The organism is Pseudoalteromonas sp. JC3, from assembly GCF_030291895.1.
GTDB lineage: Bacteria > Pseudomonadota > Gammaproteobacteria > Enterobacterales > Alteromonadaceae > Pseudoalteromonas.
The window spans coordinates 634,822-656,486 of sequence record NZ_CP127856.1 but is presented as its reverse complement, the minus strand read 5'-3'; the positions used below and the strand labels follow the sequence as shown (position 1 = coordinate 656,486).

The following is a 21,665-nucleotide window of genomic DNA, read 5'->3' as shown; positions in this document are numbered from 1 at the left end:
ACTTCTGCGCATGATTTTTAAGAAAGGATAGGCTGAACCACTTGGGTGTTGCAGGGCTAGGCAGCTAACCTTCACCGACAGTAGTCGCCCCTCGATTTCCATGATACCGATTATCGACCAAGTCATGGATTTACGAGATATCATTGCCAATGTCATGTTACTGACCGACGATGATGAAGCCAACGACACCGACGCTTGGCTTGCTTTTACCCTAACGGGTATTGGTTTAGTACCAGTTGTGGGCTCAGCAGTCAAAGGCGTGGGCAAGGTTATCTTAAAAAATACTGGAGAATCGCTCTCTGCTGCGCTTGCCGTTTTACGCAAGCTCGGTAAAGGCGACCCAGTTAAATACCTAAGAGACATCAACTGGCAAGACCTAGGAAATCAATCCGCCACGGAAGTTAAAAACATCGTCAAAGGCCTGCGCGATTCACTCGATGAAATGTCTAGCAGTTGGCACTACGACCTACTACTCCCAGACGCTGCCATCGAAGGCATGCAAGCCACGGTAAAGCGCCTAGACGACGTCACCCCAAAAATCGACCAGCATATGCAACAAGCCGCCCAAGAAATCGGACAGCGAGTTAATAAAGCACTGGATGAATATCAAGGCCAATCACCAATTCGAGGCGTTACCGATAAGCCCACCAAAGCCAAAGCCGATGAATTGGAACCACCAAAAGGGAATGAGTTGCCAGGGACTGGAACAACTCAAACTGATAAAACAAAACCCAAATTAACTAACCGTAAAGACAATAAATTACAACTTATTGATGGAAAGCCCCCTCGGAACGCAGAATTTGCAGGACAAAACTACAGTTTAGATATACATAAAAATACGATCTTGAAACAAAGGCTAGATGCAATGCAGCCAAGAAAAAGGAAAATCAGGGAGTTAAAATTAAAAGAGCTTGCTGAAAAGTATCCTGATGGTGTTAACTTTACCGAAAAAGGTTTTGCGGATTTCAGACCTTATATTATGAAGTATAAAGGTTATCTTGTAGAGGTTGATATAAAAAAATTAAACCCAGACCCTACATCTGGTAGAGGAACATCAGGTTCACAGCTGGACATGAGAAACGCGAATCAATTGATGGAAAATATAGATCCAGCTTGGAAGCAACCGTCGACACATACCTGGCATCATGTAGAGAACTCCACAAAGCTGCAATTAATTCCAAGTGACTTACACTCAACAGTAGGTCACTCTGGCGGTCGAAATACTTACTCATTTTAGGAAATTAGAATGAACTTTGAAAACAGTTATCCAAAAACAAGCTTACTTGAGATTCAAGAGCTCTGTCATGAGCTTGAACTTCAGTTCCCCAAAGAATATGTTGATTTTCTTCTAAAGTTTAATGGTGGTCAGCCTACTAAAAATCAGTTTACTAAACAAAATTCTGACGGTGAATTACTTTTTGACTTTGACATTAATGTTTTATTTGGAATTGGTAAAAATGATACTAGCTTTGATTTGTTAACTATGTTCTCTATTTATTGCGATAGGATTCCTGAAGAGCTACTGCCTATTGGTAATGATGGTGTTGGTAATGTTATTTGCATTGGTGTAGATGGCGCGCAGAAAGGAGGAGTATTCATATGGTGGAAAGATAAGCAAGTTGATGAAGGTGCCGATCCCGATTATGAAAATGTAGATATACTTGCTCCATCATTTACTGACTTCTTAGCAGGCTTTAACGTTTCCTAATTTTCTAACTGAGTTGTAAAGCTAGTAGTTAGCTTTACAACCCTTCCCATCTAAATAGTAAAAAGTCGGTGATTATTGATGCAGCAACCAACCTAGACGTCACCGCCAATCAAATTGACGTCAGCGCCGAACAAAATATCACCCTTAAGGCGGGTCGCAGTCATCGCAGTGTTATCCAAAGTGATATCAAACTCAAGGCAGACAACAATCTCACCATCACCGCCCCGGCTGGAAGTCAAATCATTCAAAGCCAAGGCAATATCACAGTAAAAGGCAGTGGCTCTGGCAACCTCACCCTTGCCAATGGTGGCAGTGAAATCAGCATTGACTCAAGTGGTAACGTCAACATCTTTGCAGGCAAGTTACTGACCTTAAAAGGCAAAGCCATGACCGTGTTTGACGGCAGCATGGAGCAAGATATTGGCAGCAAACAAAGCGCCACGATGCCGAGTGTGCCGCAAATTCAAGCGCTCTCTGAGAATGCTCGACTCTCACTTGCCGCCGATGGCATTGCCACCATGATGAGCAGTACCATTGAGCTGTCTTATACCTATCAAGATGGCAGCCCAATTATGGGCGCACCTTATACCATTCGATTTGCAAACGGCACAGCGCTGACTGGTAACTTAGATGACAGCGGTAAAGCAAAAATTGAGAATGCACCGCCTGGTCAATACACCGTGCAATATGGTGAGGATAAACGCGATTACCTGCCTGAAGATAATCGCCCTAAAAATCCACTGTATGGACAAATCACCCCAGCGCGAGCGGCTGAAATGGTACGCAGCGGCAATACCGCACCACTGATAGAAGCCAATGGCATTGCAACCCAAGCAGGTGATTGGTTATGGGGCACACTACAAGGCGACTTTAATCAAAACCCCTCCACGTCACAAATCGTGGTAGGCACCTTGATTTCCATGATACCAATTATCGACCAAGTCATGGATTTACGAGATATCATTGCCAATGTCATGTTACTGACCGACGATGATGAAGCCAACGACACTGACGCTTGGCTTGCCTTTACCCTAACGGGTATTGGTTTGGTGCCAGTTGTGGGCTCAGCAGTTAAAGGCGTGGGCAAGGTTATCTTAAAAAATACCGGAGAATCCCTTTCTGCTGCGCTTGCCGTTTTACGCAAGCTCGGTAAAGGCGACCCAGTTAAATACCTAAGAAACATCAACTGGCAAGACCTAGGAAAACAATCCGCCACGGAAGTTAAAAACATCGTCAAAGGCCTGCGCGATTCACTCGATGAAATGTCTAGCAGTTGGCACTACGACCTACTGCTTCCAGACGCCGCCATCGAAGGCATGCAAGCCACGGTAAAGCGCCTAGACGACGTCACCCCCAAAATCGACCAGCATATGCAACAAGCCGCCCAAGAAATCGGACAGCGAGTTAATAAAGCACTGGATGAATATCAAGGCCAATCACCAATTCGAGGCGTTACCGATAAGCCCACCAAAGCCAAAGCCGATGAATTGGAGCCGCCAAAAGGGAATGAGTTGCCGGGGGGGAAGGGATTGCACCCTCTCAAAGCAGGCATGAAAGCATACAAGGTCCCCTGTTTTAAACCAAGTGATAACTTAAGGAAAAAACATAAGGGCGACTTACGTGCTTTAGAACAGAATTACGCAAGGCAGCTTAAGTATCAAGAAGCAGGCTTAAATGATTTAACCATTGGTGAATACAGAGAAAACCGCGATCGATACAAAAATATGAAGCGTAAGGGGACTGGAACTGCTCAAAATGGTTTTAGAGATAAGTTCAGATACAAACTAAATAAATCTCTCAAGAAATCATACGGTAGAAACAAATCACGTACTGAAGCAAAAAAATTAGCCGCGCAAAGAACAACAGAAATTATGAACAATTTACATGCATTACATGACCCTGATATGGGCGCTGGCGGTTATGATAATGTTACTCGTCTGGGTGATAAAAGAGTTAATGAATCTATAGGTCCGCAGTGGGCTAAAGCGCCTATAGGAAGTAAAAAAGGAAGTAAAACACGCGTTGAATTAATGGATGAGCAAGTTGAAAAAGCATTTAAAGAATATGGCCCAGATGCTAAGTTAAACATTAAACTTGAGCGCTGCCCGTTAAACAAAAAGTAGAGAACCCATGATAGAAACTAATGATGACGATTTAGCCTTTTTTTTAAGCGAATTTGGCCAACCAACAACAATTGTACCCGCGACTACCGCTGATATAGAAGCGTATCGAGGGAAGCTCCCTGATCAGCTACTTGAATACTGGCAAATACTCGGCTTCAGCGGTTTTGCCGATGGTTTATTTTGGTTGACAAACCCCGCGGATTATCAAGACATCCTTGATCGATTTTTAGAAGATACCCCGTTTGAGCAAGGTGATATTTATTATGTTATAGCGCGCAATGCTTGGGGTGAACTTCAGATTTACGGCGAAAAAACAGGTGAATCCCTAGAAATCAGCCCGCACCTTAACTGGATAACAACAAGCGAAGGAAGCGAGCAAGATATTGCAGCTGGTAAGGCTAACCAAACTGCAAAAGATTTTATAGCGCTTCAAGAGCCTGAGCAACTTGATATTAAAGATAACCAAGGGAAACCACTTTTTCCTGCGACATTAAAAAAACATGGCCCACTCAATGCCGATGAAGTGTACGGCTTTGCGCCATTTTTATTTATGGGTGGCGAGAAAAAAGTCAAGAATATTGAAAAGTGCGATATTTTTGCCCATTTGAATTTAATTGCCGATATGGGTGATATGGAAATTATTGATATGGCTTCTATGGTACGTGGCGCTATTAAGCAGCACGAATAACGCTGTATGCAAATGTGATTAGTAACGGCACACATCACTTAATGAATCATCAAGATGACCGTACCCCCGGTTACGCATGATGATTCATTAGACACGTTTTTTAATATTAACTTACCAGTTAGCTAGGGCCGGATTCCACTTTGCTCATAGATTAACAAAGAATAACTCCGTCCTAGAATCACCGTTCCAAGTTGCTCCTCTTCTCAGGGCAAACACTAGTTAACTTATCAGTATTGGTTTAGTGCCAGTAGTGGGCAAGGTTATCTTAAAAAATACCGGAGAATCCCTCTCCGCTGCGCTTGCTGTACTGCGGCTTTTTACCCAAAGAAAAGTCGACAAAGGCGACCCAGTTAAATACCTATGAGTCATTAGCTGGCAAGACCTAGGAAAACAATCCGCCACGGAAGTTAAAAACATCGTCAAAGGCCTGCGCGATTCACTCGATGAAATGTCTAGCAGTTGGCACTACGACCTACTACTCCCTGACGCCGCTATCGAAGGCATGCAAGCCACGGTAAAACGCCTAGACGACGTCACCCCCAAAATCGACCAACATATGCAACAAGCCGCCCAAGAAATCGGACAGCGAGTTAATAAAGCACTGGATGAATATCAAGGCCAACCACCAATTCGAGGCGTTACCGACAAGCCCACCAAAGCCAAAGCCGATGAGTTGGAACCACCAAAAGGGAATGAGCTGCCGGGGACAGTTAATAGTCAGTCGGTTTCTGAACAAATAAAGCGTCTTGATATGGAGGGACATGCACCTGCAAGGCATGGAGGGCCAAATAGAGTCACGAAAAAACAATTAGTAGACAGAGCTCTACGAGGGAAAGACCCTGCCTCTGGCACTATATATGATGCTTACCGAAAGAATCCAGATGGGTCTCCAGCACTGCACAGAGTAGGAAAAAATGCCTCTGCGTTTTCTTCAGACGAAGCACTCATTCGTGCCGATAATTATATTAAAAGTACTAAATCATTTAATTTATTGACAAAGAAAGCAAAAGTTAATAAAGAACCATTTGTTGAGATACAAATACCACTTGAAGATATTTTTGGCTCTAACTACAGAAATGCGGTACGCGGAATAACTAGACTAGGTTCCAAGAAAAACCCCACTGGATACGAGGTTACAGATTTTTCAAACGGAAACGCCAAAGCTATATATCTAATAGAAGATGGTAACATTAAATTGCACACATTATACCCTGAACTAAAGAAGTAAATATACGATGAATAAACTTGAAGATCCTTTAAGAACCATTTTAAAAACTTATTGTCATGTCGAAAGCTATGACCCCAGTATTTTGAGAAGAGCTGTCGGCATTGGAGAAGACTACCCTTATGACTTGATTAAAGTCAGAGCCCAACTTCGGGAGGTTATAGACTTAAATCTTATTTCACTAACAGAGTATGAAGAATTAACAGACGAAGATTTTGACTCGATAGAGGACCTTCATGAATGGCTAGAGGAGCTCTATTCAGAGTTATTATGAAAAGTTAGCGAGTGAAATTCTTATTAGCAGGCTTTACCGAACACGGTTTTTAAAGGCCTGTAGAGCTAATGTCTAGCTTTATAACCCTTCTCATTGCTGATAACACTAGACATAACTGAAGCGGTAAAGCTAAACCACTAACCAAATGATGTGGGGATCCGCGCTAATAGATCGGTTTCTCCCATATCAATACCAATCTGGCTGAGTAATGTCGTTATTTGCCCTCTATGGTGCGTCTGATGATTAAATAAATGATGCACTAAAAAACCAAACTTGCGAGAAAAGGTTTTACCTTGTGTGTTTTTGTAGTGTAAATCGGCTGCAAGCGCCTCCTCAGTGACTTCATTCGCAAACTCAATAATCACCTTATCCATTTCAGCCCTTGCCTGTCTCAACGCTGCAAAATCTTCATACAGCATCGCATCAAGCTTTGTCGGCAGCGGCATTGTTGCTACAGCATTCAGTGCTTCAGCATGATGGCTATGCTCTGTATAGCGCTTAAGCCAAATAATATCGGCAACAAGAATATGGTTTAACGATCCCATAATGGATCCAAAAAAAGCCCCTCGATCTTGGTGTAATTCCGTGGCGCTCAATCCCGAAACAGCTTCATATAATCTTTCGTTCATCCAGCAATTGTAATCCGCCATTAATTCAAAGTTTGCTTTCATCTAAATATTCCCTGTTCCCGTAAAAATTGACTAACCTCAACTTAGCAGCATTGGCTAGATTAAAAAATACAAATATTTGAAGTTGAAAACAATCAATTTTATTGAACACTTTAATCCTAACTATCAATTATACAAATCAAAATGCGCGCGGCATAATGGCTCCATCAACTTAAGAAGGAAAGCAAAATGTTAAAGAATATTGAAGGTCAACGCGTACCACAGGTTACATTCCCAATTAGAGAAAATGAAGAGTGGAAGCACGTCACCAGCGATGAAATTTTTAAAGGTAAAACTGTGGTTGTATTTTCTTTGCCTGGTGCCTTTACACCAACTTGTTCGTCAACGCACTTACCGCGCTATAACGAGCTTGCTAGCGTATTTAAACAAAATGGTGTCGACGAAATCGTGTGTTTATCCGTTAATGATACGTTTGTAATGAACGCATGGGCACAGTACCAAGAAGCGCAGAATATTACACTACTACCTGACGGTAACGGCGAATTCACTGACGGCATGGGCATGTTAGTTGATAAAAACGATTTAGGTTTTGGCAAACGCAGCTGGCGTTATTCAATGCTGGTAAAAGATGGTGTGATTGACAAAATGTTTATCGAACCAGAAAAGCCTGGCGACCCGTTTGAGGTATCAGACGCAGATACTATGCTGGAGTACATTAACCCGCGCCAAATCAAACCAGAGCCGGTTACCGTTATTAGCAAGATTGGCTGTCCATTCTGTGAAAAAGCCAAAGCTTTGCTAAAAGAAAAAGGACTGGCATATGAAGAGCTGGTACTTGGTCAACAAGCATCGCTAACCAGTCTTAAAGCGCTGTCTGGTCGCGAAACCGTGCCGCAAGTATTTATCGGTGGTAAACACATCGGTGGTTCAGACGATTTAGCTGAATATTTCGCTTAATCACTCATCCCCCACAACATGACTTGGTGAACTTGCTCACCAAGTCAAAATGTTCCCCCTCAACACAACAAAACACAATGACTAGTGACACTGTCATGGGGGGAGTATACCAATTTATCTTAATACTTGCTCAATTTGAAGGAGCAAATCTGACGCTAACTGCGTTAAAAATTTCTCATTTAGAACAACTAAATAGCAAAATTTTTGCCTGGTTATCGACAAGATTTTCTCGCCTCAAATAGACCTCTTAATTAAGTAAATTGGTATCACACTTTCTGATTTCGGAGCAAAAAATGAAAAAGATAAACACCGACGTAGTCGTGATTGGTGCGGGAACAGCGGGTCTCAGCGCCTATAGAAATGCCAAAAAATATACCTCAGAAGTACTGATGATTGAGTCTGGCGTATACGGCACAACGTGCGCTCGGGTTGGCTGCATGCCGAGCAAGTTACTGATTGCCGCAGCTGAAGCCGCACATCAAATTGAGGTCGCGCCTAAATTTGGTATTAATGTAAAACCCGCTGAAATTGACGGTAAAGCGGTTATGGCGAGAGTAAAGCGTGAGCGAGATCGCTTCGTTGGCTTTGTCGTCGAAGCTGTCGACGAACTACCTGAGCAAGATAAACTACGCGGCAGTGCAAAATTTATCAACAGCCATACGGTACAGTTGGACGACCACACTCAGATCACAGCCAAACGTTTTGTTATCGCTACAGGTTCAAGACCTAGCTACCCCGGTGTGTTTAATAATTTTGGCGACCGCTTAGTCATTAACGATAACGTTTTTGACTGGGACAATTTACCCGACTCAGTGGCCGTATTTGGCCCCGGCGTGATTGGCTTAGAACTAGGTCAAGCGCTACACCGACTTGGCGTAAAGGTCAAAGTATTTGGTGTCGGCGGTGGCCTTGGACCACTAACCGATCCAATCGTCAAAGACTATGCCACCACTGTGTTCAGTGATGAGTTTTACCTCGACACAGATGCCAAAGTATCAGATATGAAACAGGTCGGTGACAAAGCCGAGCTTACCTACATTGACAAACAAGGGAAACCACAAACCGAGCAGTTTGACTATGTGTTGGCAGCCACAGGTCGTGTGCCCAATGTTAATAACTTAGAGCTAGAAAATACCACGCTTGAGCTTGATGACCGAGGCGTACCGCTAGCCGACCCACATACCATGCAATGTCTTGATGGCTCTGGTAACGCCCCGATTTTTATTGCAGGTGATGCCAGCAACCAGATCCCGCTTCTACATGAAGCCGCAGATCAAGGCACGATTGCAGGTGAAAATGCCGGTCGCTTCCCTGATGTGAGAGTGGGACTGCGCCGTGCAAAGCTTGCGGCGGTATTTAGCGACCCACAAATTGCGATGGTTGGAGCAAGTTATAAAGAGTTGGAAAAGCAATATGGCAATTGTGGCTGCTTTGCCATCGGAGAGGTAAGCTTTGAAAACCAAGGCCGCAGCCGCGTGATGTTAAAAAACAAAGGCCATATGCGAGTCTACGCTGAGCAAGGCACCGGATTATTCTTAGGTGCCGAATTTGTCGGCCCAGCTGCTGAGCATATGGCGCATTTACTTGCTTGGGCGCTACAAAACAAGATGACCGTGCCACAAATGCTCGAAATGCCTTTCTACCACCCAGTGATAGAAGAAGGCCTAAGAACGGCACTGCGAAATCTAAATGCAAACTTGAAGTTTGGCCCGGATATTATCAAGCACTGCTTGGAATGTGGTCCTGGTGCTTAACTTATCTCTGTTCAGGCCTCATTGTGAGGCCTGTTTTGTTGCAATTACTCGTATCTTAATGATTTTACAGGCCGCGCTTGTGCGGCAACTAGCGTCAACGAGCCGACCGTTAGCCAAGCAATTGCAAATGCTAAACTTGCTGCAATCAAAAATGGCACGATTGAAAGATCAATACGATAGACAAAATTGTTTAACCACTGCTGCATCACAAAGTACGCAAGCGGCCACGCTATCAGGTTTGCGATCAGCACTTGCTTTGAGAATTCCTTATTGATCAATATCACGATATCCATCACCGAAGCACCAAGCACTTTACGCACCCCAATCTCTTTGGTGCGCCTTTTTGTAGTAAAAGAGGCAAGACCAAATAAGCCTAAACAAGCAATGAAAATCGCCAGCATAGAGAACAAATTAAACACAATGATTTCTTTGTCTTCCTGGCGATACATCTGCTCAAATTTAGTTTGTAGATAAGTCAGTTCCATTTCTTGTTCTGGTACTAGCTTGCGCCAAGTGGCCTCTATAAAGTCGCGAGTTTGCGCTGTATCACCTTGAAATTTTATCGCCATCGAATTGCCTTCATTCTCTCTTAGCAAGTGATACGTTGGGCTTATCTCTGTTTTAAGTGAAGAAAAATAGTAGTTTTGCGTCACCCCGATGATAGTGGCCATAGCACTTGAATGCCGAGTTAATCGTACTTCAAATGTTTTACCAACTGCTTCATCAGCACTAAATCCTAAACTCTGCGCCGCCTTTTCATTAATCACAACCGAAAAACGCGGATTTGGCTCAGCCGCACTCGGCATCGCGAATTTATCGGCAGGAAAATCGCGACTAAACCCTCGGCCACTCAGTAACTTAATGTTGTAGCTGCTAAAATAATCTTCATCTACTGCCAGTGTCGGCATGGTCTGCGACAATTGTGTTTTTGGATTAACCATCCCAAAAGCATCGACAATGGTCTCTGTTGGTACTGCTGAACTTGCTGTCACGCTGACAATATTTGGGTGAGAGAGCAGTTGTGTTTTTAATGCGCTACGCTGTTGACTGGCGATATCTGTATAAAGACGGCTCAGCACAAAAGTATTGTCTTTGTCATAACCGAGTTCTATGGCTCTGGCATACTTTAGTTGCTGGTTAGATACCGTGGTGGCGATAATAAGCACCACGGCGACACTAAATTGAAATACCACCAGCCCTTTACGCAGCAGCGCGCCAGATTTACCCTGTGTCACTTCTCCTTTAAGCACTTTTGCAGGTTTAAAGCGGCTTAGATAAAAGGCAGGGTATGCGCCTGAGATTAAGCCAACGAATAACCCTAACAGCAACAGCGTAGTCAACACTAACGGCTCTGAATAGAAGTCAAAACTGAGCGGCTTGCCGATAAAGCTCGCAAACAAAGGCAAACCAGCCTCAACCAGCGCTACAGCAATGATCAACGCGATATAACTCAGCATCATCGCCTCAACCACAAACTGCATAACTAAATGCTGCTGTTTAGCGCCTAATGTCTTACGTACTCCCACTTCCTTTGCGCGCTTGGTTGCTGTGGCAGTCGACAAATTCATAAAATTAACACACGCAATAAAGAGAATAAGCGCTGAAATAACACTAAACGAATAAACGGTATTGATATCACCATTTTCTTTCATTTCACCATAATGATGTGAGTGAAGATAAATATCGGTGATAGGCATTAATTCAAAGCCAAGGGTGTCGCTAGTTCCCGGACCATAATGATTTTCTAAATAACTTGGGATTTTTGCTTCAACATCTTCACCGGTTACCCCATCCGCTAATTTAACGTAAGTGAAATAGTTAAAACTTGGGTCACGCTGCCAGCTGTTATCACCATAATAAGTGGTGGCCGTTGCCATACTGATCAGCGCAAAGACGTTTAAATGGGTGCGCAGTGGCAAGTCTTTTATCACAGCGCTCACCTTTAACGGTAGTTTTCCTGCACCAAGTAAAGATTCTCCAACAACATTCGTGCGACCAAAATAGAGCATTGCAGCTGCTTGGGTTAAAACAATGGTGTTGGGAGCCTCGAGTGCCGACTGACGCTCTCCGTCAATTAGATCTAAGGAGAAAAAATCAACAAAGTTGGGATCAGCGAGGAATACACCATCATGAAGAAAACTTTCCTTGCCTTGCCCAAGCGCAACGCTCACTTCTCGAAAGCGAGTAGCATCAACCACTTCTTCAAAGTGTGCTTGATAGTTTTCTGCGTTAAATACTTGCCCTTGCGCATAGTATTGTTCAGGCGCACTTGGCGGCATCCATTTTACAGACGAGCGATAGATTTGCTCGTGACCCTCAATAAACTTGTCGTAACCCAGCTCAGATTCAACAAAGATGGCCATACTGATACAAATAGCTAAACCAATCGCCAAACCCAAAATATTGATTGTTGAGTAGAGTTTTTGTTGCAGCAAGCTGCGATACGCGATTAACAAGTAATTTTTAAGCACAGCGAACCTCCTGCATTTGACTCGAAACAATATGGCCATCCAAAACATGGATCGTGCGATGCGCGTAATTTGCATGGTGATCTGAGTGCGTCACCATGACTATCGTTACCCCTTCTTGGTTAAGCTGTGCTAACAGCCCCATGACTTCTTCACCATTTTTTGAGTCAAGATTACCGGTTGGCTCATCCGCTAGAATCATTTTTGGCTTTGCGACAATGGCACGCCCAACTGCAACCCTTTGCTGTTGACCACCTGAAAGTTGCTGTGGGTAATGATCTTTGCGATGCGCAATGTTCACTTTTTCCAGCACGGCTGTCACACGCAGTGCTCGTTCGGCTTTAGAGATCCCCTGATAAATAAGCGGAAGCTCAACGTTCTCATATACAGTGAGCTCATCAATAAGGTTAAAACTTTGGAAGATAAAACCAATATTGTCTTTACGAATATCAGCAAGCTGACCTTCACTTAACTGGCTGATGTCCTTGCCATCAAAAACATACTCGCCGCCATCAATATGGTCTAGCATGCCGATGATATTGAGTAAGGTAGATTTACCTGAACCTGACTGCCCCATGATAGCAACAAACTCGCCACGCTCTACGGTCACCGTGACATCCTCAAGGGCGTAAGTCTCAACCAGCTCAGTACGAAAAACTTTATTTATTTTAGTTAGATGTAACATATTCTTTTGCCTTTTAATTCTATTAACGAGTCAAACTGACCGACTGCATGTCTTTAAAGCTGCTGTAACTTGAAGTGATCACTCGGTCGCCGACTGCCAGCCCATCAAGCACTTCAATATATTTGTTGTTACGCTCGCCAAACGTCACCGATTTCTTCACCGCCACTTGGCTGCCCTGCTTTAGTACAAATACCCACTTGCCGCCGGTATCTTGATAAAATCCACCATTTGGTATTAAAGTCGCAGCTTTCGCATCTGCTAATAACAACTCCAACTGCAAACTTTGACCTCTACGAATGTCGCTGGGCAGCACACCATTAAAAGTTAAATCCACTTCAAAGCGACCATTTGACACTTCGGCATAGACCTTTGCGAGCGTTAGCTCATACGGCCTCCCTTGCAGCGTTAACCTTGCGGTTTGTCCCGCATACACGCGGCCCAAGTAAAATTCATCAATTTGGGCCGACACTTTATATTCAGACACAATATCAACTTGCCCTAAACGTGAGCCTCTCGCCTTTGACGCGCCTAGTTCCGCGTCTAGCGCAGTCAATTGACCATCCATAGGCGCTTTGATAATTAGATTTTCAAGATTTTTACGCGCAAAACCTAAGTTTTTATTAAGCTGCTCAACGCTATCTTCTAGCTGTGCAATTTGTGCCGTACGGATTTTTTCATCTTGTTGCTGCTGCTCAATAATTAACTTGCGGCGGTTTTTTAGATACTCAGTTTCATCTTCGGCCGCTTGTAGCTCATCTTTTGAAACTAAATTCCCGCTACCAAGGCGCTTGAACTGTGCTAGTTTTCGCTCACTTTGACTTACCTGAAAATCTAGCTCTAATAGGTTTCGTTTTAAGTTTAAACGGTTTTGATCTATCGCTAAGCGGGTATTGTGTAGGTTATTTAGCTGCTCTGAGATCTGCGCCTCACGAGAGATCACATCCAGCTGCAAACTGGTGTTGCTCAGTGCGAGCAGTTTGTCACCCTTTTTAACCATCGCACCTTCTTCGACGAAACGCGCTTCGACTCGTCCACCTTCGATGGCATCTAGATACACAGACTTACTCGGCATGATGCTGCCTCTAAGCGGAATAAGATCATGAAACTCGCCTTTTGTCACTGTACTTATCTTGACTTTATCCATCGCCAGATTAACACGATCCCCGCTGCTACTCGCTGCACTATCAAATGCAAAATACGCTACCACGATGACAGGTAGCGCCAGCCACCACAGCTGAAATCTTTTGTTAGGTGTTATTTTTCTGTCCATTTTGTCACTCTCTTGAGTTTAGGTTAGCCTAATAATTCAAGTTGCATGCCAAACTAAAAAACAAATAAAAATCAAAGGCATAAAATAATTCTATGGAATAATGGAACAAAAGAGTGTAAAAAAATTAAACACCTAGTGTACGATATCGTACAGTTTGATGAGGAAAGGAAATGTAATGACTATCTGCGATAAGGCAATTTTAATTGTCGACGACAACAGCGAAATTCTCGTCGCCACGAGAATGTTGCTCAAACAATATTACAAAAAAGTCGTGACGCTAGAGAATCCCCACGATATCGCTAAAACAATGTCGGAACAGGACTTTGCACTGATATTGCTCGACATGAACTTTACTCGAGAATCAACCTCCGGCGCCGAAGGATTCTACTGGCTAAAACAAATAAAAGCCTTGGATGAAGATGCCGTGGTTGTACTCTTCACCGCCTATGGCGACCTAACGATGGCAGTGGATGCCATCAAACTTGGTGCCAACGATTTTGTCCTCAAGCCTTGGCAAAATGAAAAGCTACTCGCAACGGTTGCCAATTGCATCGAGTTGAGCGCACAACGGCAAAAGTCCAAGAAGCTCACGCAAATCGCACAAATCTCAATGGCTGCGCAAAACAAACCATTCGAGCATTTAATTGCCTCGAGTCCAGCAATGGAGCAAGTTTTTCAAACCATAGAAAAGGCCGCCAAAACCGATGCCAATGTCTTAATCTTAGGCGAAAGCGGCACAGGTAAAGAAGTCGTTGCCAGAGAGCTACATAAACAGTCTTTACGAAAAGACAATACCTTCATGTCTGTCGATATGGGCACGATAGCTAGCTCTTTGTTCGAAAGTGAATTGTTCGGCCATATGAAAGGCGCATTTACAGATGCGAAAGCCAATAAGCCAGGTCGCTTTGAGCTTGCGGAATCCGGTACTTTATTTTTAGATGAAATAGCCAATATTCCGCTCGAGTTACAGGGAAAGTTACTTACTGCGATCCAAAATCGAGTGGTTACACCAGTGGGAGGCAGCAAACAAATAGAGGTTGATCTGCGCCTTATCACCGCAACCAATATGAATTTGTATGACATGGTGCGCGAAGGCAGTTTTCGTCAGGACTTGTTATACCGCATTAATACCGTAGAGATCACACTTCCAGCACTACGAGATAGGCCCCAAGATATTCCACTACTTATTGAGTTTTATGCTGATCTATACAGCAAAAAGTACAAGCTACAGTGCAAAACGGTCAGCGACAAAATGATGGCTGATTTAGTCAAGTATCAATGGCCCGGTAACATCCGAGAATTACAACACTTGGTTGAACGCGCAGTTATTTTATCTGACTCAACCCAATTGCAGTTTCAGCTCGCCAGTCCAGGGGCAAGCTCTGAGGAGAGTGCGGGCTTTATTGACACCTATAACCTCGCAAAAATAGAGCAGCACACCATAGAGCGGGCGGTCCGAGACTTTAAGGGAAATATCAGCCATGCGGCTAAAGCGCTTGGGATCACCCGCGCGTCACTGTACCGTAAAATGGAGAAGTATGATGTGGAATAATAGCCTCGTTCGCATGGCCATTTTTCAACTCGCAGCCATTGTATTCGCCACACTTGGTGTGTTGGGCTTTCTCCACAGCTACGTCTTTTTGTTTAGTGGGTTATCCATTGCGATTGCAGTGCTATTCACAGTGCTGTCTATTGCCACACTGAAAAGACAGAAACAACAATTCGAAGAGGTGTTTACTGCGCTCAAGTATCAAGATGGCAGCTTTAGAATTGATAATAAGCACCCAATAAGTAAGCAAGCACTTACAACCTGTAACGAGCTTATTCAGAAAGCTCAGCAAGATAAAACCAAACAGGCAGAGCTCGTCACTACTTACGAAACCATGCTACAACACATAGAAGCAGGTCTGATCCTTATCAAAAATGGCCACACCATTTTGATTTGTAATAACAGCGCAAAGCAATTGTTGGATATTCGCGGCGCAGAGTCTGGACACTCATTACTTGCAGCACACCCAGAGCTTGAACAAGCCAAAGTAGGTAGCCACATCGCCAAAGACTTACTATTTAAATATTTTACGTTTTCCAATCAAGGTAATCAGTACCAACTTTGGCTTTTCACCGCGATTTCAGAGCAGCTAGAGAGTACCCAAATTGAGTCTTGGCAAAAGCTGATCCGCGTGCTTATCCATGAAATAGGAAACTCCGTCGCACCGATTTATTCACTCTCAAATACGCTAGTTAATATCACCAATAATCAGTTAGCTGAAGCGGTGACAGACCAAGAACTCGTTGAAGACTACCTACAAAGCCTGCAAGCGATTGGTATTAGAAGCCAGTCTTTACTTGGCTTTATTGATAACTACAGAAAGCTCACGCATATTCCTGAACTTGACCTCCAACCGCTTGCGGTACAGACTTTATTTGACGACATTACACCACTGATAAAAAGCGACTTTAGTGACGCCAATATCACTCTACACTTTGACGTGACGCCCGCTGCGCTGAGCATTAATGTTGATAGAAAGATGATAGAGCAAGTGCTGCTCAATCTACTAAATAACGCCAAAGATGCCATGAAACATAACAACCATGAAAAAATAGTGACTGTATCAGCAACGATTAATCGCTACGGCAAATGTGAAATCAACGTTGCTGATAACGGGGAAGGAATAGAGCCCAGCGCACTTGATAAAATATTCGTACCATTTTTTACCACAAAACCTCATGGCTCAGGAATTGGACTTGCACTCAGCCAACAAATTATCCATCGCCACAAAGGGCGGATCAGCGCAACCTCTGAAGTAGGACAAGGGAGCTGCTTTAGTGTATTGCTATAAGATAAATAACTAAAAATGGAGCCAACTCATTCACCATATGGTGTAGAGCTAGCTATAAACTTAGATTTCTATTTAGAACAATTCTTGATATTATCGCAACTCGTTGGGGAGTAGCCTGCTTCCAATGCTCGGAAGAGTTCGTATCAACATAATTGGCCAAAATGCCATGGTGCGGACACCTCTCGGTTGGCGAGACCATCGATATATCCATGCCTGTGGTCGGGCGTGTGGATATGTCGTGGACTCAAATCGCCCGACCGGAGCAATGTAAATGAATTTCGTCACCCTGCTACTGTTAGCATACGCCATGTCTACCGATGCGTTTGCCGCGGCAATCGGTAAAGGCGCCAGCCTAAAATCACCTCGGCTTACCGAAGCCATAAAAATCGGCCTCATTTTTGGTGTTATTGAAGCCTGTACGCCGCTGATTGGCTGGTTAATAGGACAATCTGCAGCTGGCTATGTCGAGGCTTGGGATCACTGGATTGCCTTTATCTTACTGTTAGGACTTGGCGCTCATATGATTTATGAGAGCCTTAAGGGTAATGACGATGCGCCAGCACAGCACGCAAAGCAACCTTGGTTAAAAACCATTATCACAGCGTTTGGTACCAGTATTGATGCAATGGCTGTCGGTGTCAGTCTCGCATTTGTTGATGTGAATATATGGCTCGCCGCTTCGCTCATTGGCCTTGCCACCACCATGATGGTAACAATTGGTGTGATGATTGGGCATTCGGCTGGAAAGTTCCTTGGTAGTCGAGCTGAAACCTTTGGTGGGGTGATCTTAATCTGTGTGGGAACTTGGTTGCTATATAGCCATCTTTCGATTTAATCGCAAAAAGAGCGGTATATTTACCGCTCACTTGCTTATCCCTTTACGTTAGGGCTACTTGGCTTTTAAGCCTTTTTAATCGCTTTTTTCAGCTTTTTGATTTTTGCTTCATGCTTTTCAATCTTTGCTTTACGCGCTTTCAGCTCTTTTTTAAGCGCTTTGACATCGCTTTTCTTCGCCATAACTAATCTCCTTTGGTTGTTTTGCGAACACCTACTACCATAGCAAAGTGACTGACAATATCAAACTACACCTGCGCTACTGCGTTGCCTGCCATCTAATAGTGGTAATTTTGACCAAATACTATTTTGTACAACTAAATATTAGTAAATAAATAGAGTAAGTTGATATTAAAAAACACTAACCACTTGTTTTATAAATGATTTAATGTTGGCTTGGTTGTTGCTTCTATAAGCATAAATCAAGAGAACGGAACCAACCATATGTCTGTACCATTAAAAGATAGGCCTCTCGAATCCGTTAGGGAAGAGGTGATTGACCAGTTAATTCTAAATTACAGCCACGGTGAGCTTTCGGCTGATGCATTCGAGAGACGATTGGATAAAGCATACGACCTGAACGAACAAGAACAAATTGCAGCACTTAGTGCTGATTTACCGCTAAAGTCGGATGCAAGATATCACAGCGAAAAAGCCGCTCGTTTGGGTCCAAAATTTACCTCAAGCGTAGATGGTGCTGAGGCGATAAGCATTACCTCTATACTTAGTTCCAACCATCGCAGTGGCGAGTGGGTCGTACCTAAAGAGATCCACCTAAAAAACTACCTTGGCAGCTTGGAACTAGATTTTAGCAACGCAATTTTTAGTCACCCTGAAGTACATATTTATATAGATTGCATTTTAGGCAGTGACGAAATCTTTGTACCAGACACAGTCGATGTCGTCACCGATATTCGTAATATTATGGGTTCAGTAGAAAACACAAGAAATACGCTTGCATCTGCAGGGCAGGTGAAACAGCGTCCACAAATTTATATTCACGGCAGAATGATTTTGGGTAGCATTGAAGTTAGTGTAAAGCGCTCGATGAAAGCGCAAATAAAGCAATTTGCCGACGGCCTTAAATCCCTATTTGGTGACGGCACGAAATCCAAAAGCTAAAGCTTTATAAAAAACCCCTTGGTTCAGGGGTTTTTTATTATCCGAATAGCAGAGTAAACTTTTTACTTCTCTACAGGAAAGCCTCTATCACGCATAAGCGCTTCAACTTCAGCGTCACGGCCTCTAAACTTGCGATACGCTTCTGCTGGATCCATTGAGTTGCGAACTGAGAATAGGTAATCCACTAAACGCTGTGCAACGTCTTTGTCGTAGAAGCCACCTGGCGCTTCTGCAAACGCTTCTGCTGCATCAGAAGTTAATACCTCAGCCCACAGGTAACCGTAGTAACCCGCTGAATAACCTTCACCTGAGAATACGTGACCAAAGTGAGTTGTACGATGACGCATCACGACCTCGTCCGGCATGCCTAGCGCACCTAACTGAGACTTTTCGAATGCAACAGGGTCGCCAATCTTGTCTGGATCTGTGGTATGGAAAAGCATATCCATAATAGCCGATCCAAGGTATTCAGTCGTCGCGAAACCTTGGTTAAAGGTTGCTGACTTCTTGATTTTCTCGATTAGGGCTTTAGGCATAGGTTTGCCTGTTTTATAGTGAACTAAGTAACGATTGATCACTTCGTCCGTTGCCAACCAACGCTCCAATAACTGAGATTGGAACTCAGTGTAGTCGCGCACACCAGAGTTTGAACTTGGGTACTTCACGTTTGATGAAAGCGCATGCAGCGCGTGACCAAACTCATGGAAATAGGTTTCTGCATCTGACCAAGAAATTAAGGTCGCTTCACCTTCAGGTGCTTTCACAAAGTTGGAGTTGTTTGAGCTAAGCACATTTGTTTTACCATCAAATGTTGTATGGCTACGATATGATATGGCCCACGCACCAGAGCGTTTACCTTTACGTGCGAACGGGTCTAAATACCAAAGGCCAATATTATCACCGGTGGTTTTGTCTGTTACTTCCCATACACGAACATCAGGATGGAATACAGGCACCGAGCCCTTTGGCACTTCGGTGAATTCAAAGTTAAACAGACGGCCTGCTACATAGAACATCGCTTCACGCAAATTATCTAGCTGTAAATAGGCTTTAACTTCGTTTGAATCCAATTGATACTTAGCTTGGCGAACCTTCTCGGCGTAGAAACGGTAATCCCATGGTTTGATGGTGATATCAGCGCCTTCTTTGTCGGCGATCGCTTGCATGTCAGCAACTTCTTCTTTCACGCGCGCAATTGCAGCAGGCCATACTTTTTTCATCAGCGCCATCGCGTTTTCAGGCTTTTTCGCCATGCGGTCTTCAAGACGCCACTGCGCGTAATTATCGTAGCCGAGTAAGTTAACGCGTTCATGTCTAAGCTTTAGGATGTCAGAGATAATCGCTTTATTGTCGTACTCGCCACCGTTGTTGCCACGGTTATAGTAGTTGTTCCATACTTTCTCGCGTAACTCACGCTCTGTTGAGTAGGTTAAAAATGGATCCATTGATGAACGAGAGTTGGTGATCGCGTACATGTCCGCCTTACCGCGCGCTTTTGCAGCAGCCGCTGCCGACGCAACAAACGACTCAGGCAAACCTGACAACTGGTCTTTAGTGAGATAGACTACATAGTTTTCTTCATCTGCAAGGACGTTGTTTGCAAATTTAGTATGTAGCTTTGATAGCTCAAGATTAATGTCCGCGTAACGCTTAGCGTCTTCACCTTTTAGCGTCGCTCCATTGCGGGCAAAGCCGTTATAACGCATCCAAGTAATACGCTGCTCTTCTGCCGTTAGCTTTTTATATTCAGCGCCTTCGTATACCGCTTTTACCCGTTCAAAAAGCGCTTGGTTTTGGGTGATTTTAGAGCTGAACTCTGAAAACTTAGGCACAACTCGCGATTGGATTTCTCTAAACTCTGGGCTTGAAATATTTGCACTCCAAAGGCCGTAGTAGGTAAAAACGCGATCTAAAGGAGCACCCGCTCTTTCTAGTGCAACAATGGTGTTCTCAAAAGTTGGCTTAGCTGGATTATTGGCTATTGCTTCAATTTCTTTCAAATTATCAGCCATACCAATTTCAAGTGCAGCTTCTAAATCTTCAAGCTTCATTTTGTCAAAATGAGGAACGCCTTGATAAGGACCTGAAAACTCCTGTAAAAGCACGTTATCATATTGCTTACTTTGCAGTGATTTTACTGGTTCTTGGCTTTGCTCTGCTGTGCCCGCACAACCCGCAAGGGCTAAACATACAGCTGCACTTAATAATGTGATGGAAGGTTTGAACATATTGTTTCATCGCTTGTTGTTATCGTGGGATAGATATTACGGATCGTCTCTAAAAGTGCAATCGCTTTGCGGGAGAAACAAGGTTCTCTGCGATAGAGCAAAAATGCTAGTACTCATAGTAGCTTAAAGACACTAAAACTATAGTGAGTGGAGTTTTTTCATGGGTTGTTACAATTTACCTTGAAAATTTAACTAAAATCAGCCAAGTTAGTAAAAAACTGATCTGTAGGGAAAAATAATGGAAGTTGGTATTTTCATCTATGACGGTGCGGAGTGTTTAGATTTTTGTGGCCCATTTGAGGTATTCAATACCGCAAAGCGATTTGTCGAAACCCCAATTAACGTCAGCCTTGTCGCACCAAGTCATGTTCCTGTTACCTCGCGTGGCGGCATGAGTGTAAACCCCCATTACAGTATTTACTCGCATCCAAAGTTTGATTTGCTCATCGTAGTCGGCGGACTGCATCACCAAATTTGCGGAGATCACAACGTACTTAATTGGCTTGCAGAAACAGCGAATCATACCTCTCAGTGCGCATCTGTTTGTACAGGTGTGTTTTTATATGCAGAAGCAGGCCTTATTGATGGCAAGCGAGTCACCACCCACTGGCAGGATATCGACGATTTAAGAGAGCAATATCCCTCTTTGGAAGTCGTTGAGGACGTAAGATTTATGATGGATCAGAATTTTACTAGCTCAGCGGGTATTTCGGCAGGTATCGATATGAGTTTAGAACTGGTGAAAAAGCGCTTTGGGCAATCGGTAGCAAGAAAAACCGCAACCCAAATGGATTATGACTGGCCTAGAAGTTAATAATGGTGAGTAAACCCACCATTATTAAACGAAGGCCTCGCTCACT

At 43.7% G+C, this 21,665-nt stretch carries 18 protein-coding genes, 1 pseudogene and 1 riboswitch; of the genes and pseudogenes, 14 read left to right on the top strand and 5 right to left on the bottom strand.

Translation table 11 applies throughout. The features are described 5' to 3' along the window. Positions 1–442: 442 nt before the first annotated feature. The 7 genes and pseudogenes from QSH61_RS24455 to QSH61_RS21555 form a co-directional block, all read left to right on the top strand. Positions 443–700: pseudogene (locus QSH61_RS24455) on the top strand (hypothetical protein); the annotation flags it as partial. A gap of 165 nt (positions 701–865) precedes the next feature. Then, a complete protein-coding gene (locus QSH61_RS24450) occupies positions 866–1,237 on the top strand; it encodes an HNH endonuclease (protein WP_442960422.1) in 372 nt (123 codons plus the stop codon). A 9-nt stretch (positions 1,238–1,246) separates the two neighbouring features. Next, entirely contained in the window at positions 1,247–1,708 is a 462-nt protein-coding gene (locus QSH61_RS21575; RefSeq protein ID WP_102058210.1) for an SMI1/KNR4 family protein, read from the top strand. A 68-nt stretch (positions 1,709–1,776) separates the two neighbouring features. Further along, the gene (locus QSH61_RS21570; protein ID WP_286124434.1) at positions 1,777–3,831 is read left to right on the top strand and encodes a polymorphic toxin type 15 domain-containing protein; all 2,055 of its coding nucleotides are present in this window, start codon (positions 1,777–1,779) and stop codon (positions 3,829–3,831) included. A 7-nt stretch (positions 3,832–3,838) separates the two neighbouring features. Continuing rightward, positions 3,839–4,519 carry a GAD-like domain-containing protein gene (locus QSH61_RS21565; protein WP_286124432.1) on the top strand — a complete coding sequence of 227 codons (681 nt, stop codon included), beginning with the start codon at positions 3,839–3,841 and terminating at the stop codon, positions 4,517–4,519. A 448-nt stretch (positions 4,520–4,967) separates the two neighbouring features. Next, entirely contained in the window at positions 4,968–5,747 is a 780-nt protein-coding gene (locus QSH61_RS21560) for a hypothetical protein (RefSeq protein WP_286124430.1), read from the top strand. A gap of 7 nt (positions 5,748–5,754) precedes the next feature. Beyond that, positions 5,755–6,018 (top strand): hypothetical protein, encoded by a 264-nt coding sequence (locus QSH61_RS21555; protein ID WP_045989826.1) that lies wholly within the window; start codon positions 5,755–5,757, stop codon positions 6,016–6,018. A 137-nt stretch (positions 6,019–6,155) separates the two neighbouring features. On the opposite strand, the gene QSH61_RS21550 is transcribed toward QSH61_RS21555, so the two are convergent. After that, positions 6,156–6,689, bottom strand: a complete 534-nt coding sequence (locus QSH61_RS21550) for a DinB family protein (RefSeq protein ID WP_010605623.1) — start codon at positions 6,687–6,689, stop codon at positions 6,156–6,158. A gap of 186 nt (positions 6,690–6,875) precedes the next feature. Here QSH61_RS21550 and QSH61_RS21545 point away from each other — a divergent pair, with 186 nt between their 5' ends. Continuing rightward, positions 6,876–7,604 (top strand): glutathione peroxidase, encoded by a 729-nt coding sequence (locus tag QSH61_RS21545; RefSeq protein WP_069021877.1) that lies wholly within the window; start codon positions 6,876–6,878, stop codon positions 7,602–7,604. 293 nt (positions 7,605–7,897) lie between these two features. Continuing rightward, the gene (locus QSH61_RS21540) at positions 7,898–9,358 is read left to right on the top strand and encodes a dihydrolipoyl dehydrogenase (RefSeq protein WP_206473700.1); all 1,461 of its coding nucleotides are present in this window, start codon (positions 7,898–7,900) and stop codon (positions 9,356–9,358) included. A gap of 44 nt (positions 9,359–9,402) precedes the next feature. Here QSH61_RS21540 and QSH61_RS21535 read toward each other — a convergent pair whose 3' ends face one another. From QSH61_RS21535 to QSH61_RS21525, 3 genes are read right to left on the bottom strand one after another with little or no spacing between them, the layout of a single operon-like run. Continuing rightward, positions 9,403–11,829, bottom strand: a complete 2,427-nt coding sequence (locus tag QSH61_RS21535) for an ABC transporter permease (RefSeq protein ID WP_206473701.1) — start codon at positions 11,827–11,829, stop codon at positions 9,403–9,405. Then, a complete protein-coding gene (locus QSH61_RS21530) occupies positions 11,822–12,511 on the bottom strand; it encodes an ABC transporter ATP-binding protein (RefSeq protein WP_206473702.1) in 690 nt (229 codons plus the stop codon). The genes QSH61_RS21535 and QSH61_RS21530 overlap by 8 nt, the downstream gene beginning before the upstream one ends. 22 nt (positions 12,512–12,533) lie before the next feature. Then, the gene (locus QSH61_RS21525; RefSeq protein WP_206473704.1) at positions 12,534–13,781 is read right to left on the bottom strand and encodes an efflux RND transporter periplasmic adaptor subunit; all 1,248 of its coding nucleotides are present in this window, start codon (positions 13,779–13,781) and stop codon (positions 12,534–12,536) included. Between the two features lie 175 nt (positions 13,782–13,956). On the opposite strand from QSH61_RS21525, the gene QSH61_RS21520 reads away from it, so the two are divergent. From QSH61_RS21520 to QSH61_RS21505, 4 genes are all read left to right on the top strand, one after another. After that, positions 13,957–15,333: a sigma-54-dependent transcriptional regulator gene (locus tag QSH61_RS21520; protein ID WP_206473706.1), complete on the top strand. Its 1,377-nt coding sequence runs from the start codon at positions 13,957–13,959 to the stop codon at positions 15,331–15,333. Further along, entirely contained in the window at positions 15,320–16,621 is a 1,302-nt protein-coding gene (locus QSH61_RS21515) for a sensor histidine kinase (protein WP_227387985.1), read from the top strand. The genes QSH61_RS21520 and QSH61_RS21515 overlap by 14 nt, the downstream gene beginning before the upstream one ends. 93 nt (positions 16,622–16,714) lie before the next feature. Beyond that, a riboswitch (yybP-ykoY riboswitch) is annotated at positions 16,715–16,885 on the top strand. Positions 16,886–16,892: 7 nt separating this feature from the next. Then, positions 16,893–17,456, top strand: coding sequence for a manganese efflux pump MntP (locus QSH61_RS21510; protein WP_010605615.1), 564 nt, complete (start codon positions 16,893–16,895; stop codon positions 17,454–17,456). Between the two features lie 443 nt (positions 17,457–17,899). Next, positions 17,900–18,577, top strand: a complete 678-nt coding sequence (locus QSH61_RS21505; RefSeq protein ID WP_174169103.1) for a LiaF domain-containing protein — start codon at positions 17,900–17,902, stop codon at positions 18,575–18,577. A gap of 62 nt (positions 18,578–18,639) precedes the next feature. Here the strand turns inward: QSH61_RS21505 and QSH61_RS21500 are convergent, their stop codons facing one another. After that, positions 18,640–20,805 (bottom strand): M3 family metallopeptidase, encoded by a 2,166-nt coding sequence (locus QSH61_RS21500; protein ID WP_174169104.1) that lies wholly within the window; start codon positions 20,803–20,805, stop codon positions 18,640–18,642. A gap of 238 nt (positions 20,806–21,043) precedes the next feature. Here QSH61_RS21500 and QSH61_RS21495 point away from each other — a divergent pair, with 238 nt between their 5' ends. After that, the gene (locus tag QSH61_RS21495) at positions 21,044–21,619 is read left to right on the top strand and encodes a DJ-1/PfpI family protein (RefSeq protein ID WP_174169105.1); all 576 of its coding nucleotides are present in this window, start codon (positions 21,044–21,046) and stop codon (positions 21,617–21,619) included. Positions 21,620–21,665: the final 46 nt, after the last annotated feature.